General features: G+C 64.5%; 13 protein-coding genes and 2 pseudogenes. 8 read left to right on the top strand and 7 right to left on the bottom strand.

The features are described 5' to 3' along the window. Positions 1-42 precede the first annotated feature (42 nt). The 3 genes from AC0V8S_RS15500 to AC0V8S_RS15510 form a co-directional block, all read right to left on the bottom strand. On the bottom strand, positions 43-978 hold the full coding sequence (locus AC0V8S_RS15500; protein WP_183461517.1) for a hypothetical protein: 936 nt from the start codon (positions 976-978) through the stop codon (positions 43-45). Positions 979-1,199: 221 nt separating this feature from the next. Beyond that, on the bottom strand, positions 1,200-2,477 hold the full coding sequence (locus AC0V8S_RS15505) for a peptidoglycan-binding protein (protein ID WP_475438233.1): 1,278 nt from the start codon (positions 2,475-2,477) through the stop codon (positions 1,200-1,202). A gap of 139 nt (positions 2,478-2,616) precedes the next feature. Beyond that, positions 2,617-3,510: a LysR family transcriptional regulator gene (locus AC0V8S_RS15510; protein WP_475438234.1), complete on the bottom strand. Its 894-nt coding sequence runs from the start codon at positions 3,508-3,510 to the stop codon at positions 2,617-2,619. Positions 3,511-3,613: 103 nt separating this feature from the next. Here AC0V8S_RS15510 and AC0V8S_RS15515 point away from each other — a divergent pair. From AC0V8S_RS15515 to AC0V8S_RS15525, 3 genes and pseudogenes are all read left to right on the top strand, one after another. Next, a pseudogene (locus tag AC0V8S_RS15515) lies at positions 3,614-4,352 on the top strand (SDR family oxidoreductase). 11 nt (positions 4,353-4,363) lie between these two features. Further along, the gene (locus tag AC0V8S_RS15520; RefSeq protein ID WP_475438235.1) at positions 4,364-5,254 is read left to right on the top strand and encodes an SDR family oxidoreductase; all 891 of its coding nucleotides are present in this window, start codon (positions 4,364-4,366) and stop codon (positions 5,252-5,254) included. A 30-nt stretch (positions 5,255-5,284) separates the two neighbouring features. Beyond that, positions 5,285-5,497, top strand: a complete 213-nt coding sequence (locus tag AC0V8S_RS15525) for a tautomerase family protein (protein ID WP_183461508.1) — start codon at positions 5,285-5,287, stop codon at positions 5,495-5,497. A gap of 629 nt (positions 5,498-6,126) precedes the next feature. Here AC0V8S_RS15525 and AC0V8S_RS15530 read toward each other — a convergent pair. Continuing rightward, a pseudogene (locus AC0V8S_RS15530) lies at positions 6,127-7,082 on the bottom strand (AraC family transcriptional regulator). A 93-nt stretch (positions 7,083-7,175) separates the two neighbouring features. On the opposite strand from AC0V8S_RS15530, the gene AC0V8S_RS15535 reads away from it, so the two are divergent. Together AC0V8S_RS15535 and AC0V8S_RS15540 are read left to right on the top strand one after the other, a co-directional pair. Continuing rightward, on the top strand, positions 7,176-8,222 hold the full coding sequence (locus AC0V8S_RS15535; protein ID WP_244661794.1) for an SDR family oxidoreductase: 1,047 nt from the start codon (positions 7,176-7,178) through the stop codon (positions 8,220-8,222). 168 nt (positions 8,223-8,390) lie between these two features. After that, positions 8,391-9,485, top strand: a complete 1,095-nt coding sequence (locus AC0V8S_RS15540) for a KamA family radical SAM protein (protein WP_475438236.1) — start codon at positions 8,391-8,393, stop codon at positions 9,483-9,485. Positions 9,486-9,494: 9 nt separating this feature from the next. Here the strand turns inward: AC0V8S_RS15540 and AC0V8S_RS15545 are convergent, their stop codons facing one another. Genes AC0V8S_RS15545 through AC0V8S_RS15555 form a run of 3 tightly spaced genes read right to left on the bottom strand, consistent with a single transcriptional unit; the run spans position 9,495 to position 14,769 of the window. After that, the gene (locus AC0V8S_RS15545) at positions 9,495-10,139 is read right to left on the bottom strand and encodes a 4'-phosphopantetheinyl transferase family protein (RefSeq protein WP_475438237.1); all 645 of its coding nucleotides are present in this window, start codon (positions 10,137-10,139) and stop codon (positions 9,495-9,497) included. Continuing rightward, on the bottom strand, positions 10,136-10,618 hold the full coding sequence (locus tag AC0V8S_RS15550; RefSeq protein ID WP_244661793.1) for a GNAT family N-acetyltransferase: 483 nt from the start codon (positions 10,616-10,618) through the stop codon (positions 10,136-10,138). The genes AC0V8S_RS15545 and AC0V8S_RS15550 overlap by 4 nt, the downstream gene beginning before the upstream one ends. A gap of 23 nt (positions 10,619-10,641) precedes the next feature. After that, the gene (locus AC0V8S_RS15555) at positions 10,642-14,769 is read right to left on the bottom strand and encodes a Pls/PosA family non-ribosomal peptide synthetase (RefSeq protein WP_475438238.1); all 4,128 of its coding nucleotides are present in this window, start codon (positions 14,767-14,769) and stop codon (positions 10,642-10,644) included. Positions 14,770-15,206: 437 nt separating this feature from the next. Here AC0V8S_RS15555 and AC0V8S_RS15560 point away from each other — a divergent pair, with 437 nt between their 5' ends. From AC0V8S_RS15560 to AC0V8S_RS15570, 3 genes are all read left to right on the top strand, one after another. Then, positions 15,207-15,455, top strand: a complete 249-nt coding sequence (locus AC0V8S_RS15560; protein ID WP_183461498.1) for a DUF680 domain-containing protein — start codon at positions 15,207-15,209, stop codon at positions 15,453-15,455. A 41-nt stretch (positions 15,456-15,496) separates the two neighbouring features. Beyond that, a complete protein-coding gene (locus AC0V8S_RS15565) occupies positions 15,497-15,718 on the top strand; it encodes a DUF680 domain-containing protein (RefSeq protein ID WP_183461496.1) in 222 nt (73 codons plus the stop codon). A 129-nt stretch (positions 15,719-15,847) separates the two neighbouring features. Then, positions 15,848-16,819, top strand: a complete 972-nt coding sequence (locus AC0V8S_RS15570; RefSeq protein ID WP_475438239.1) for an MBL fold metallo-hydrolase — start codon at positions 15,848-15,850, stop codon at positions 16,817-16,819. Positions 16,820-16,845: the final 26 nt, after the last annotated feature.

Genomic DNA, 16,845 nt, shown 5'->3' on the forward strand with positions numbered 1-16,845 from the left:
CATCGGCCATTGGAAGTTCAACGTCCGCTTTCTCGCTCCGGCTCAGGACGCGTGGCCGAATTGGAGCAGTTTGAAGCAATCGCCGCTGCCCGACTTCGCCTGCGTCAGCACCGGCTTCGATCTGTCGATCCATTCCTGATGCGACCTGGCATCGGCCTCGATCGCATCGATCGGTCGAAGGCTGACGAAGCCGCGCCCATTGCTGAAGAGCCAGCACGCACGGCCGAGAAATCGCCTGCTGCGCAGGCGCAGCAGGTCGGCATCGTAAAAGATGTCGAGCACCTCATGCTTGATCTTGCGCTGCTTTTCGGGATTGGCGACCGCGACCTCGACCGGATCACCGCCGATCGCGTCCTGCAGGTCCTTGTAATCGAGGGCGATCTGGGTTGTGGCATATTTGATCTCGCTCTCGTCGCGCACGATGTTGAACCACAGTGTCGGATCGAGCTCGTTGACGACGAACGACGATTCGAAATCGCGCGACAGGTTCAAGATGTCGAAGTCCCTGATATCGACGTCGCGCTCGACCAGCAGGATCTCGGCGACCTGTTTGCCGAGCCCGGTTCCCTGCGCGCTGACCGCGGCGTTCGTTCCTCCAAGCTCCGGACCGACATAGGGTCCGCCTTCATCCAGCAGCGTGTCGAATTCGCCAAGCGAACCGACGACGGGGGCGCCGCGGGCAATGCGCGCCGCCAGCTTGGCGAGAACCTGCTGCAGTTCCGTCTCGCGTCTGCGCTGGTCCTGATAATTCTGCTGGAAGAAGAAGATGAACAGCGACACGCCGATGCCGATCAGGATCACGCCCAGCTGTGAAAAGATGTTGCGATAATATTCGAGCAGCTTTTCGCGATGGCGCACGTCGTTGCGCACGCTGTGGGCGACGCGAAGATTGACGATCAGCGACAGGATGAGCAGCCCGGCGCCGACCAGGATAAGGCCGCCGATGAGGAGGTAGCCATGGCCCGTGCTGAAATCCATCCGCTTGTCCCAAGACCCCAGACTGCGCAGAATAGTGCCATTTTGCTTCAATACCTACGGTTTCGTCGGCGATGGGGTCGATGGCGGCGTTTTCCCCTTGTCTGCTCGCGGCAGGACAGAGGGCGCGCGAAGGAATGCGACGGGTCCGCCTGCAAGAAGTGTCGGGGGTAGGAACGGCTGCCTGTCGCTCGGGCGGCCTGTAGCGGAGAACCTTTCGTCCCCTACTTTTTCAACGGAACGTTGAGCAGGGCGAGCGACATCCCTCCCAACAGGTCGAATGCCCTTTGCATTTCGGCTGTCCCTTCATCCGTGGCTTTCACGCCGCCCGGATCGCGATTTGGCGATGGCGGCGCCACGGTCGTCATCAAGCCGATGCTTTTCGTGACTTCGATATAGCAGATGCCGTGCGAGACCCGGTATCCGAAGCGCTGCACGCAACCGAAATCGACCACCCGTTTTTCTCCATCCTTGGTCTTGAACGTCGCCTGCGACCTCCTGTCGAGGTGGTCGGCGCCGCCTTCCTCGCGCGCCCTCTTGTCGGCCATTGCCTCCATCTGGGCGAATACGTCCGATCCATCGACATGGTAGAGATCGACCACATCCGCTTCCGGACTGGCTGGATCGGTCACCGCCGCCGTGCACTTGATCTTGCTGTCGCCCGCCAGGCGGCCACAGGTGAACGTTCCCTGGAAACTGAAATTATTGCCCGTCTGGCCATTAATGTTGCCGACACCTTCCGACAGGGCTGCGTTCAGGGCTTCTTCATTCACGCCGAATGACTCGAGCGGGGAGGCCGGTATGTCCTGCGACGTCGATGCCTGCACAGCCTCGACGCGCGGGGCCGCCGTCTTCGTGTGCCAGTCCGAAGTATCGATATCGCGATTTCCCTCAAGGATGGCCGTTACGAGCGCGCCGGCGCCGCCGAGCTTGGCGGTCAGCTGGTCGAGCGTTTTCTCGTCAGGTTCGCCGGTAGCCGGCAAGCCCGCCTGGCTTTGAAACGACCTCAGCGCGCTCTTTGTGTCCGATTTCGCGTTGGCGTCGATCAGGCCCTTGTAGTAGCCCAGCCTGGTCAGCAGGACCTGGGCGAAAACCGTTCGGTCAAACAGCGCGTTGTCCTCTTGGCTGATGGACTGGTTGCGCTCGGAGAAGGTGGTTTGCGTATGGCACAGGCCTTTCACCGCGAAGATGCATGCCAGCTGGGCCTGAATGCGTGCATTGACCTCCGAGGAGGCCTCACAGACCATGCCATAACCGCCATTGTCGCCGATGGCGACCGCCCCCCATCCGCCCTGGCATTCCAGGGCCAGCTGGCAATTGACGCCTTCGGCGTCCTTGCACTGCGTGAGCGCGCATTTGCGCGCGGCTTCCCTGCTTGTGTAGCCGGAGCACCATCCGTAGGACTCATCGTCGCCGAAGAAGATCGCGCCGGCGGCCCGAGTGCTGCCGGCCGGCAAGAGACCAAGCAGAAGACAGCCTAGCATGAGGTAGAGGCGCTTCATCGCAGCCTCCGATCTCCGTGTTTGCCATGCCGGGCACCATTTCACGGCCGCCGGCTTGCGTCCCCCTTCATAGTGATGAAGACGGCTGCATTTGCGGCACCAGGGAGCCGATGTCGTTGGAGGTAAACCGCTTTATCCCCTACAGGTTCGCCTCGGCGAAGATGCGCGCGGCCCAATCCAGGAAGACGCGCAGGCGCGGCGAGAGTTGCCGGTTCTGCGGGTAGAGCGCCGACAGCGGCGTCGGCGAGGGCGGGTAGTCGGCCAGCACCTCGACCAGCATGCCCTGAGCAAGGTCCTTCTCGAAACGATAGCGTGGCGCCTGGATGAGGCCGAGGCCGAGCCGTGCGAGGTCGGCGGCGGTGTCGGAATTGTTGGCGGCGACGCGGCCCGGCAGCCGGACCTCGCGCGTCTTGCCGTTGACGGTGAATTCGAAGGGCAGCACCTCGCCGGTGCGCGACGAGACGAAGCCGACCGCCTGATGGCCGTCGAGCGCATCGGGGGAGGCGGGTGTGCCGTGGCGAGAGAGATAGGCGGGGCTGGCGCAGGTCATCTCGCGGATGACTGCGAGCCGGCGCATGATCATGCCGCTGTCGGGCGGCTCGCCGACGCGGATGACGCAGTCGACGCCCTCGCGCACGAGATCGACCAGCCGGTCGCTCTGGCCGATCTGCAGGTCGATCCGGGGGTAGCGCCCAAGAAACTCCGGCAGGCGCGGCAGCAGGAAGGTGCGGGTGAGCAGCGTGCTGGCGTCGATGCGCAGCAGGCCGAAGGGCTCGGCCTTGCGGAAGGCAGCCTCGGCATCCTCGATCTCGGCCAGGATCGACAGGCAGCGCTGGTAATAGGCCTCGCCGTCCTGCGTGGCATTCACCTGCCGCGTCGTCCGCTCCAGCAGCCGCGCGCCGAGATGTTCTTCGAGCCGGCGGACGGCTTCCGTCGCGGTTGAGCGCGGCAGGCCGAGATCGGCGGCGGCAGCGGTAAAACTGCGCCGCTCGAGAACGCGAACGAAGAGCCGCATCGTGTCCAGGCGATCCATGGGCTTTGTTCGCAGTTTCCGAATAGTGATGTCAAGGATCGACTGATTATCCGGAAGGTGGCGACGTCTATATCCGTGTCACTGACAATACGGAGAGACTTCCATGACAAATCAAACCAGAACCGCGATCGTGACCGGCGCCTCCAAGGGCATCGGTGCGGCGATCGCACAGCGGCTCGCCCGCGACGGCGTTGCCGTCGTCGTCAACTATGCACGGGGCCGCGCCGAGGCCGAAGCGGTGGTCGGCGCGATCGAAGCCGAAGGCGGCAAGGCGATCGCCGTGCACGCCGATATTGCCGATCCCACGGGCATCGCCACCCTGTTCGACGCCGGCGAGAAGGCCTTCGGCGGCGTCGATATCCTGGTCAACAATGCCGGCATCATGAAGCTGTCGCCGATCGCCGCGACCGACGACGCCTCCTTCGACACGCAGATCGCCATCAATCTCGGCGGTGTGTTCCGCGGGCATGCGCGAAGGCGCAAAACGCCTGCGCGATGGCGGCCGCATCGTCAATTTTTCGAGCAGCGTCGTCGGCCTCTACCAGCCGGGTTACGGCGTCTATGCCGCCACCAAGGGGGGTGTCGAGGCAATGACGCATATCCTCGCCAAGGAGCTTGGCGCGCGCCGCGTCACCGTCAATGCGGTGGCGCCCGGACCGGTCGAGACCGCCCTGTTCACGGATGGCAAGAGCGAGGCGCAGATCGAGGCGATTGGCAAGATGATCCCGCTCGGCCGGCTGGGCCAGCCCGACGACATTGCCGGCGTGGTCTCATTCCTGGCCGGGCCGGATAGCTTCTGGGTCAACGGGCAAATCATCCGCGCCAATGGCGGCGTGATCTGAAGGAGACTGATATGCAACATACAATTCTGATCACCGGCACCTCCAGCGGCTTTGGCGCGATGACGGCGCGGGCGCTCGCGAGAGCTGGCCACACCGTCTATGCCTCGATGCGCGACCCCTCGGCGCGCGGTGGTGCGGTAGCCGAGATGGAAAAGTTCGCTCGTGACGAGGGCCTGGCGCTGAAGACCATTGCGCTCGACGTCACCTCGGATGCCTCCGCCGAGGCGGCGATCCAGCAGATCGTCACTGAGGCCGGCCGGCTCGATGTGCTGATCCACAATGCCGGGCATATGGGGTTCGGGCCGGCGGAAGCCTTTTCGCCCGAACAGCTGGCGCAGCTCTATGATGTCAACGTCGTCGGCACGCAGCGCGTCAACCGCGCGGCCCTGCCGCATATGCGGTCTCTCGGCCGGGCCCAGATGATCTGGGTCGGTTCGAGCAGCACGCGCGGCGGCACGCCGCCCTTCCTGGCGCCGTATTTCGCCGCCAAGGCCGGGATGGACGCACTGGCGCAGAGCTATGCGCTGGAGCTCGCCCGCTTCGGCATCGAGACGACGATCGTCGTGCCGGGCGCCTTCACCAAGGGCACGGAGCATTTCCACCATGCGGCGGCACCAGCCGATGCGGAGCGCGCCGACGCCTATTGGTCCGGCCCCTATGCCGGTGCCGATCAGCAGGCGCTGAAGGGGCTGGCGGCGCTGGAGCCGGCGGATGCCGATCCGGCCGAGATCGCGGCGGCCATCGTCGACCTCGTCGCCATGCCGCACGGGCGGCGTCCGCTGCGCGTCCACATCGATCCCTCCGACGACGGCGCAGCAATCGTCAACGGCGTTGCCGACCGCGTGCGCGCGCAACTCCTGGAACGGATCGGCCTTGCCGACCTGCTCCATCCCAAAGCCTGAAACCCAACCTCAAACAGAAGGAATACGACTATGCCGTTCGCCAACATAAAAGTACCGCAGGCCGCACTCTCCAAGGCGCAGAAGGAAGACCTCATCCATCGGACCACCGCCATGTTCGTCGACTTTTTCGGCGAGGTCGCGCGCCCCACCACGATGGTGCTGGTGGAAGAGATCGCCGACGGCGGCTATGGCCGGGCCGACGAGGTGTTTGTCGTGCCGGAAGCCTATCGCGCCAAGGAGTAACCGCTCTGAGCTGATACCCGTCATATGACGACTGGCCGCAGCGGACGCCAACGTTCACTCTGTCCGCGGGCCTGCATGTCGGTTCCCTGAAAACCGATGCCCCCTTTGGGGCGACATGCATCAGACGGGGGCCAGGTGGACAGCCCCGAGCTGTCCACCTGTCTTGCTTGTGCTTGCTTCCGGTCCGCAGGGGAGGAACCAGATTTTTTGCGCCATATGGCAGCTTGGCGCATGCATTGTCTTATGCCGCGCTGGTCGACCCCCACTCCGTCTCGGCTTCGCCGAGCCACCTGCCGGGGCGAGCCACGGGTCTCGCCCGTCCTTCGGACCCCCCGATCGACGGGGTAGAGGAAAGGCGCCAAGCTTTTTGCCGTCAACGCTCGTCCAGCAACGCTCCCTTCCTTTCCCTCCGGAGGGGGAAAGGTGGCGCTGCGAAGCAGCGACGGTTTGGGGGAACCACATGGCAATCGAGCCTCGGGTCGATTGCTCACGCCAGTCACAGAAGATCTGTGCATAGTGTAGACGAAAGGGGGAGAGATGGCTCGGCGAAGCCGAGACGGAGAGGAGGCGTTCGCGCAACCGGTTGCCTATTGGACCGGTGTGCTGGGAGCTCGAAAAATGGCCCTATCTCAGGACACCAGGCTCAACGACTGAGCCTCCGTATCCTCCGACCGCTCGGCTCTCCCCGCGGTCCGATAGCGCTTGGGCGCGGTGCCGGTGGCGCGTTTGAAGGCGTTGCTGAAGGCGCTTTCGGAGGTGTAGCCGAGCGAGCGGGCCAGCACCGCCACGGGCGTATCTTCCTCGCGCAGAGCGCGCTCGGCCAGATGCATGCGCCATTGCGTCAGGTAGGTCAGTGGCGCGACGCCGGCTGTCTGCCTGAAATGGAAGGCAAAACTGGTGCGCGACATGGCGGCAGCCCTGGCGAGTTCCTCCAGATGCCAGTCACGGCCGGGGTCGCCATGCATCAGCCGCAGCGCCGGTGCCAGTCGCGGATCGGCGAGCGCGCGCAGCCAGCCGGCGGGCATCAGGCTCGACGTCTGCAGATGCGCGCGCAGCACCTGGATGAACAGCAATTGCGCTAGCTGTGCCGAGGCAAGGCTTGCGCCCGGCTGGCCATCCGCCTGCTCGCGCACCAGCTGGTCGAGGATCCAGCGCAGGATCGTCGCTTGCGGCGACGAGGCCTGGATGTGGATCCATGGCGGCAAGACGTCGGCCAGCAGCCGCCCGCTCGCTTGGTCGAGCAGCACATGGCCGCCAATATGGGCGAAATCCCCGCCGTTGCCGAGCTGCGCGATCTTGCAGCCGGAAAACACCGCCATCGCGTCCAGCGGTGGGACCGACAGGTCGCTGGCGAGGATGAAGGAGCGTCTTGAGGCGAGCAGCAGCACGTCTCCGGTTTGCGCATGCACCGGCTCGTCCTCGCCTTCGAGGCGGATCCAGCAACTGCCCTTCACCACGGCGAAGAACTTATCTTCTCGGGCGCGGGAAAGCGCAACGCCCAAGGCCCGCCGGCGGTGAAGCCGCCTGTCACCATGGTTTGCGCGCTAGTGAATTTGAGGATGTCGGAGAAAGGATCGCCGGTCATTTCGTACTCTCGCGCAATTTATGCGGATTTTCAAGCATTCACAATCCGGGAAGCGGGGCATAGCTGATGGCCAACGAACATCAGGAGACTGACATGACTGACGATTTAGTGCTGGTGACCGGCGGCTCCGGTTTCATCGCTTCGCACTGCATCCTGAAGCTGCTCGACGCCGGCTACCAGGTGCGCACGACGGTGCGTTCGCTGAAACGCGAAGCCGAGGTGCGCGCGATGCTGAGGGAAGGCGGCGCCGAGCCCGGCGATCGGCTGTCCTTCGTCGCCGCCGACCTGACTGCGGGCGCCGGTTGGGCGGAGGCGGCCGCCGGCTGCACCTATGCCATGCATGGCGCCTCGCCGACGCCCTCCGGCAGCCAGACGCGCGAGGAAGACTGGGTGAGGCCCGCCGTCGACGGCGTGCTGCGGGTGCTGCGCGCCGGGCGCGATGCCGGCGTGAAACGCGTGGTGCTGACCTCGGCCATTGGTGCCGTCGCCATGGGTCATGCGCCGCAGACCAGGCCATTCAACGAGACTGACTGGACTGACCTTAGCGGCGCTGTCGCGCCCTACCAGAAATCGAAGACGCTGTCGGAACGCGCCGCGTGGGACTTTATTGCCCGGGAAGGGCACGGCCTCGAACTCTCCGTCGTCAATCCGGTCGCCGTGCTCGGCCCTGTGCTCGCCGCCGACTTTTCGCATTCGATCGGGCTGATCAAGCGGCTGATGGACGGCATGCCCGGCTGTCCCCGGGTCAATTCCGGCTATGTCGATGTGCGCGACCTTGCCGATCTGCACCTGCTGGCGATGACCAGCCCTGCGGCCAAGGGCGAGCGCTTCATCGGCATTTCGGGCCACAGCCTGTGGATGGCGGAGGTCGCGAAGGTGCTGCGGCGCAGGATGGGCGCGGCCGCGGCCAAGGTGCCGACCAGGGAGATTCCCAACTGGGTGATCCGCCTGCTGGCGGTGCGCGGCGATCCGACGACCAAGATGCTGGCCAGGCATCTCGGCGTGATGATGGACGCCACCAGCGAAAAGGCGACGCGCCTGCTCGGCTGGACGCCGCGCCCGGCCGAAGAGGCGATCGTCGCCACGGCCGAGAGCCTACTGCGGCTGGGGCTCGTGGGTGGGAAGAGAGGTCACGGCTGAGGACCCCACCCCGCTGCTTCGCAGCGACCCTCCCCACAAGGGGGAGGGTAAGGCAACGCCGTGCCCGCCTATTCGACAGTGCGCGACGGGCACATTGGCGCTGCCGCAAGTGGTTGACCGCGCCGCCCATCCGGCCGATAGGTCCGCGCGACCACTCCGAGACCTGTCATGACCGACCTCAAAGATGCAACCCGCGCCCCCGACTGGCAGGACGATGTCCGCCAAGGCGTTCGCCATGTGCGCGACCTTGCCGCCCTGCCGCTGTCGCCGGCCGAGCGCGCAGCCGCACAAGCTGCCGCCGCGCTGCACAAGGTGCGCGCGCCGAAAGCCTATCTCGACCTGATCGACTGGAACGACCCGGCCGATCCGATCCGCGCGCAGGTCATTCCGTCACCGGATGAACTGGTGGAGACGGAGGGCGAGCTTGGCGATCCGATCGCCGACCATGATTTCAGCCCGGTGCCCAGGCTGACGCATCGCCATGCCGACCGGGTGCTGCTGTTCCCGACCTATCAATGCGCGGTCTATTGCCGGTTCTGCTTCCGCAAGGAATCGCTGACCTCGATCGGCCGCGGCTATACGCGCGAGGCGCTGGAGCCGGCGCTGGCCTATATCGCCGATCATCCCGAAATCCGCGAGGTGATCCTGACCGGTGGCGACCCGCTGTCGCTGCCCGACAAGGCACTGGCCGAAATCCGCGCCCGCATCGAGGCCATTCCGCATGTGCGTTTGCTGCGCATCCACACGCGCGTGCCGGTGGCGCTGCCGTCGCGTGTCACCTCGGGGCTGGTCGAATCGCTGCAGGGCCGGCTGATGGTCACCGTCGTCACGCATTTCAACCATTCGCGCGAGATCACCGATGCCACCGAGACAGCCTGCCGGACGATGCGGCAGGCGGGCTTCGTGCTGCTCAACCAGAGCGTTCTGCTGAAAGGCGTCAACGATACGGTCGAGGTGCTGGAGGAACTCTGCCGCGAGTTGATGTATCGGCTCGGAGTAAAACCCTACTACCTGCACCATGGCGACCTGGCGCGCGGCATGGCGCACCGGCGCACAACAATCGCGCAGGGCCAGGCGCTGGTGGAAGCGCTGAGGGCTCGCCTGTCGGGCATCTGCAATCCCGTCTATGTGCTCGACCTGCCGGAAGGCGGCGGCAAGGTGCCACTCGGGCCGTGCCCTATCGAGAGCCGCGATGGCGAGGTCTGGCGCATACGCGGGCTGGATGGCGCGGTGAGGGAATATACAGAGGTACTGGGCGAATAGGGCGGTGCGCTATTCCCCAACAAACGCCAACACCACCACGCGCGGGGCGACGCAATAGGCGAGGCTGACCTTGCGGCCGGTCTTCGTCGTCGCGCGGCCGGCATCGAGGTCTACGGCGATATCCTCGTAGCCCAGCACCTCGCGATCGAGCGGATAGGCCGCCTTGTAGACCGCTTCCTTGGCAGCAAAGAGAATGCGGCCGGCAAGCCGCCGGTTCGCCGCGCCTGTCCGATCCGCGGTGGTTGCAACGATCGCGAAAATCTCGTCCGGCAAGGGTTCGGCGGGCTCGACGTCGATGCCGAGGGAGACGATGTGGCCAACGCGCGCGACCGCCGCCACGGCCATGTCGTCGTCATGGGCGAGCGAACCAATTATCCCGTCCGGCCAGACCGGAGCACCGGATGGCGCGCGCGGGATGGCGACGTTCTCGATGCCGATATCGGCTAGCAGCCGGTGCGCGATCCAGCGGGCCGCACCGCTGGCGCGCCGCATGGCCGGCTGGCGCGCGGGGATCGAACGCGCTTCCTCGGGCAGCAGATGGGTCTCGTCGCCTTCGCGGATTATCCGGCATGCGGAGCGGACCCCATTCGGGGCGATGGCGGCCAGCGCCTGCGCGAGCGAGATTTCCCCGGAAGGATTTGCGGGAGGTGTCATCGATCGCCCATCGATGCCGGCAGGACGAGGTCGGCGATCATTTCGCCATCCTCGTCGAGCCCTTCTTCGACGAAACCGGCACTGCGATAGAGCTGGCGTGCCGCTTCGTTCTCCGGTTCATAGCAAATCGAAACGTGCCTGATGTGGCCAAGTCCCTGGATTTCGGCCAGCGCCTCGTGCAACGCGGCCTTGCCGTAGCCTCTGCCCTGCCAGGCGCGGTCGATCATGAAGCGGTAAATCCGCGCCTCGTCGTCATCCCGTGGGGCTTCGTACATCAGGAAGCCGACGACACGATCCCCGGCCATGATTGCGCGCGGCCGCGCGTCCCTGTCGGATTTGGCCTCGCGCAGCGAATCCGCGTTGCTTGCGACGAAATCCATCTGCTCCGGGGCCAGCTGCAGTGCAGTGACCAAGGCGCTGTTGGCCGGGGTCACCGGAGCGATCCGGATGTCGATGGTGCTTCCGGATCGCTCTGTCACGTGACCTCCGATGCTATCGGGCGTCAGGACGACGCCCTGGTGCCGTCCTCTACGATCGGCTCGACGAACCGATGCAGCTTGGCCGGGTTGCCGCGCCAGATCGAGTTGGGCTCCAGCTCTTCGCCCTTCATCACGAAGGAGTCCGTATCGACCACCGATCCTTTGCCCATGACGACGCCGTAATGGACAAAGGCGGAAGGTCCGAGCGTACAACCGTCGCCGATGCGGATGAAGTCCGACTTGAACGCACCTTCTTCCAGCGAATGGGCCTGGATAACGCAGCCCTCGTTGAGCGTGACGTCGTCGCCGATCTCGACCAGCGAACGTTCGGTCAGGTTGCTGCCGCCATCATAGACCCGTTTGCCGACCTTGACGCCCAGCATGCGCAGGATCATCGGCCGGAACGGCGTGCCGGCGAACAGGCGCACGATCGGCGAATCCGCCAGCTTCCAGTGGCGTTCGTGGCGCCAGAAGGCGACGTCGTAGATCGTCGTCATCTGCGGCTTCAGCCGGCCGAAACCAAGGCTTGCCCGCTCGACAAAGATGTAGAACGGAATGGTGATCGCCGAGGTCAGGAGCACGGCGACGAAGAGGGCGACCTCGTTCCATTCGGTGTAGTAGTTCAGCGCCCGGTCCCAGATCGCCAGCGTGGCGAACAGCATGACCCATTGCGTTGCCATGAACAGGAGGATCGTCACCAGATTGTGACGGTTCTTGAACGGGATGCGCTGACGCCGGTCGGCCTCGTCGACGCCGGCGATGAGTTCCTTGTCGCGGTTGACCATGCGCGGGATTTCAAAGGCAGGCGAACCAAGCAGGCCGACATTCTCGCGCAGCGGGCCGTCGATGGGGATCATCACCTTGGTGCCGAGCAGGACGTTGTCGCCCGTGCGGCCATCCGGCGGATAGTAGATGTTGTTGCCGAGATAGTTGCGCTCGCCAATGCGGGTTGGCTCCAGCCTGAACGCCGAGGCGGACTTGTGCACATTGATCATGTACAGGCCGTCCGACACCATGGTCTCGGTGCCGATCTCGCACAGAAGCGGGTTGTCGTGCTGCTGGTTGGAGCCGAAATTGGAGCCGGTCTGCACCACCTTGTTGAGGTTCCAGCCGATGGCGCGCATGTAGTGCACGATCGCCGAGCTGTCGCCGAACAGCAGCCCCAGCACACGCGAATTGCTGGAGAATTCGGAGACCGTCTGCAGCCAGTAGCGGAAGCCATAGAGCGTATAGGTGCGGCCAGGCTTCAGGATCAGGCTGAAAACGCGCGGCAGGACGGTGGCGGCGAAAAAGGCCACGGCGATATAGCCGAAAAGCGTGACCGTGGTGCCGATGGCGACAAGACCGATCGTCTCCTGATAGTCGTCGCCGACATATTCCCAATAGCTGTGGAACAGGAACGGCAGCGGGGTGATGACAGCGAACAGCAGGAACAGCTGAACGGCCTCGTAAAGGAAGCGCCGGACCTCATAAGGGTTCGCGGTGCGCACCTTGCAATAGTCGGCCGTGGTCGGCACGGCCGGCGATCCATGCCAGTGCTCGCCATCGGGAATGCTTTGCCCGCGCTGCAGCGAGGACGAATGGCCGAGCTGGCCGCCGTCGCCAATCGAGGTGTCGATGTCGAGCGTCGAGCCGACGCCGACGAAGGCATCGCGGCCGATGGTCAGCGGCCCGGTGTGGATATAGCCGGCCTGGGCCCGATAGCCGAGGATCATCGATTCCTTGCGCAGGATCGTGTTGGCGCCGATCGAAATCAGATCCGTGCAGACCGGCACGGATTTGGATTCGATGACGGCGTTGTGGCCGAGTTTGGTACCCAGCAGCTGCAGATAGATGCTGTAGAGCGGGCTGCCCCGGAACAGCACGACGGGCGCCGAGCGGATCAAGGTCTTGACGATCCAGAAGCGATAGTAGCGCCATCCCCAGATGGGGAACGCCTCGGCCTTCCAGCGGCCGATGAGCAGCCATTTCGCGGCAACGGCAAAGCCGGACATGCCGAAGAACACGCCGGCCGACAGTGCCACGCACCTGATATACAGCTGCAGCGGCTCGTCGAGTGCGTCATAGACCCAGTCGAGGCCGTGGTCGAGGACCCAAAGCGCGGCATAGCTGTAGAGCAGATAGAACGAAAGCTGGCCCGCTCCGCAGCTCCAGTAGGCAAGATTCGATGCCTGGCGGGTGAGAACAGGCTCATTGGTGGCCGTCGTCATCTCTTCCGCCACGCTCAGATGCTTGGCCAGGCGCGCGACAGTTGGATAGAGATAGATGTCGCGCATGGACGTCGTCGCCCATTCCTTGCGGGTGCGCACGCGGGCGCAGAAATGCGCCATCAGCAGCGAGTTGGCGCCGAGGTCGTCGAAGAAATTGTCCTCGACCGACACCGCGTCGAATTTCAGCACGGCGGCCAGCGCGTCGGCGAGGAAACGTTCGTCGTCATTGCCGGGCGCCACCATGGCGCGGTCGGCCGAAAGCCTGGTGCTTGTCGGCTTCGGCAACTGGCGAAGATCGACCTTGTTCGACACCGTCATCGGGATTGCCGGCAGTTCCTCCAGATAGGAAGGCACCATGTAGTCCGGCAGGCGCCGCTTCATCGTCTGGGCGAGATCGGCGCGCGAGAGCGCCGGCGCTCCGGCCTTGGCTGCGTAATAGGCGACGAGCTCGACGCGGCCAGGCTCGATCTCCCAGGTGGTGACGGCGGCCTGCGCGATCTCGGGCTGTTCGAGCAGCACCGCCTCGATCTCGCCGAGTTCGATGCGGTAGCCGCGGATCTTCACCTGGGTGTCGATGCGCCCGGCATACTCGATCTCGCCATCGCCGTTGATCCGGCCAAGGTCGCCCGTGCGGTAGATGCGCTGCGACGGGTTGTTCGGCAGGCCGAGGAAATCGGGGATGAACTTCTGTTCCGTCAGGTCCTGCCGGTTGAGATAACCGACGGCGAGCCCGATGCCGGCGATGCCGATCTCGCCCAGTTCGCCAGGCTCGGCAAGCTCCGGCAGCGAAGCGTCGAGAATGACGATGGAATAGGTGGGCAGCGGCGCACCGATGGTGACGGGCCTGTCCGGCGTCAGCGCACCCATCGTTGCCGTGACGGTCGCCTCCGTCGGGCCATAGGTGTTGAGGATCTGCCGCCCCGGCTTCGACCAGCGCACCACCAGATTGTGCGGGCAGGCCTCGCCGCCGACCAAGAGCGTGCGCAGGCTGGGCACATCAGATGTCATCGATGACAGCAGCGTCGGGCTGCAGGCCATGCAGGTGATGTCATGAAGCCGCAGGAAATCCGCGAGTTCCTCGCCGACGAGCGGCATCTGGCCGGGTGCGGGCACCACGGTCGCGCCGGCAACGAACGGCACCCAGATTTCTTCGGAGGAAAAGTCGAAGGCGATCGTCATGCCCTGGTAGACGCGATCGCCCGGCCGGTAGCCGTAGGATGCGGCGGCGACCCGGATGAAGTTGACGAAGCTCTGGTGGCGGATGGCCACACCCTTCGGCCTGCCGGTCGTGCCCGACGTGTAGAGGATGTAGCAGATGTCTTCGGCCGCAGTGGGGGCCGGCGCCTTGTGCGGCTTCAGCGGTGCGTCGGACTGTTTGGAGATCTCGGCGGCGGCGCTGTCGATCAGCACATGCGGAACCGGCAACTGGTCGGCCCGCGACGCATAGGTGGCGATGGTGACGATCAGGCTGACGCTGGCGTCGTCGATGATGAGCGCCATGCGCTCCTGCGGAAAGGCGGTGGCCAGCGGCACGAAAGCCGCGCCCGCCTTCACCACGGCGAGCAAGGCGACATAGGTTTCCGCCGACCGGTCGAGAATGAGCCCGATGCGGTCACCCGGCCGCACGCCGCGCTTGACCAGCAGGCGGGCGAACTGGTTGGCCCGCTTGTCGAGCTCCTGATACGTCCAGACACGTCCTTCGGAGATCACCGCCGGCAGCGTGGCGAATGTTTCGGCGAGCTGTTCGAAGACGGCATCAAGCCGCTCGCCTGGCTGACCTGCCCGGGCGAAGTCGGCGCCGGTCAGGACCTGGCCGTGCGCGGCCAGGGACCGCTGAGCACTCCTGATAAGCGCATCGACCCCTGTCACGCCGGTTTCGGGCTCTGCGTCCAGTCTTGCCGTGTCCCTGTCGAGTGCGGCGATATCGACACCGTGATCCATTTCCAAACTTTCTCGTCCTGGCCGGGCATCGCCCGGCTGTTCCTGCCGTTCGAGCGGGCATTTTCGGCTGTGCCGCCGCTGCAATTTTGACCCTTGTTGGTGGCGGACCGAAGCTTCCGAAAAGGAAGTCCCGCAGTCCCCCGCAGGATGATTATGCCATCCGATCTTTTCGCCAGTTTTTCCGAACTGTTGAATATTGTTTCTGAATTGTGTCTGAGCGCTCTTCCTGCTTCCTCCTCGCGGGCCCCTTCGGGCCTTTGGGATCCCTGTTTCATGGGGCGAGGACCCGAGTTCAGCGGGTCCAAACCCCTTGAATCCCGCCCTTCAAAAAAATCTCACCACCCCCGGGAATAAACCACCGCCTTGCCGGGTCTTCCCTTCAGCGGGGCCAATCTGCCGGCCCGCGACCTGAGGAAACGAAACAAGGATTACTAGAAATGACCAAGCTCGCTCTCAGCGTGGCCGCGATGGTGCTTGCCTCGAGTGCTGCCTTTGCCGGCAGCGACCATTTCAGCGCCGACAATGCCAACCAGCCTGTCGCTTCCGTCGACACCAATGCCACCGCCTCGATCCCCTACACGGCACGTCCTGACGGCGTCGACACCAAGGTGACGACCGGGCCGAGCCAGGGATCGGTGCAGGACATCATCAACCGGCACAACGACGAAGGCCTCTGGGGCCGCTGAGCCCACCTTCAAGCAATCTCTCAACAACAGGAACCATCGACATGAAAAACATTGCTCTCACCGCCGTTGCCATCCTCGTGGCCACCACCAGCGTCTTTGCCGGCAGCGACCATTTTGGCGACCGCACCGTCAATCCGACGACCGTCACCGTGGACAACACCTACACCGCCGCGATCCGCAAGCCGGACATGGTCCGGCACGGCATGCAGGCAACGACCAAAACTGATGCGGATGAACCAGGCCAGGGCATCTGGGGCAACTGAGTTCGGGGGTCGGGACAGCCTCGAGGTCCCGACCCGGTCCGCAATCAGGACGGGGGGCCATGTGGCGTGGCCCTCCGTCGCTCCTTCCGCGATTTCTTGACGCCACCGCAACCCACAGGAGACCACACAATGTTCAGCATGACACGCCGCACAGTGCTTCAATCCGCCGCCGCCGCTGCCGCTTTCGGCCTCGCCGGCAAACTTGAGTTCACCCGCCCCGCTTTCGCCGAGACACCGGTGGAGCCGACCGTCGGCTTTTACAAATACACGGTCGGCGATATCGAGGTGACCGCCATCTATGACGGCATCTGGAAGAAACCGCACGACCCGGCCTTCATCAAGGATGTGTCGGTCGAAGACACCAAGGCGGCACTCGCCAAGGCGGGGCTGACCACCGACTTCATGCCCATTCCGCTCACCGTCGTCGTGCTTAAAATGGGTGGAAAGCTGATCATGATGGATGCCGGCTCTGGCGTCGGCCAGTGGCAGGCCAACGCCACGCACCTGCCGGCCAACATGGCCGCCGCCGGCATCGACTACAAGGCGATCGACACCATCATGATCTCGCATTTCCATCCCGACCATGTCTGGGGCCTGATGGAGAAGGGCACCAACACGCCGGTGTTCCCCAATGCCGAGCTGATCGTCAACGCCACCGAATACAATTGGTGGACCGACCCCAGCCGCCTGGCCAAGCTGCCCGATGGGCGCAAGCCGGCGGGCAAGCGCATCGCCGAGAATTTTCCGAAATGGAAGAACTGGAAGCTGGTCGAGGACGGCGCCGAAGTGGCGCCCGGTATCCAGATCATCGCCGCACCCGGCCACACGCCTGGACATTCGGTGTACCTCGCCAATTCCGGCAAGGAGCAGCTGATGATCTCGGCCGACACCATGTATGTGCCCGCACTTCTCGCGCCGCATCCGGAGTGGCAGGGCGCCTACGACCAGGATGGGCCGACGGCGATTGCCACCCGCCACAAGATCATCGACCGGGTGATCGCGGACAACATCCGCATTTCCGGGTCGCACTTCCCGTTCCCCGGCACCGGCGTTTTCGTCAAGGACGGCAGTGCCTATGGCTTCACGCCGGTTCAAGTTTGAACGCGGCAACCCAAACCAAGCGAGTA

Source organism: Mesorhizobium oxytropidicola, from assembly GCF_056174625.1.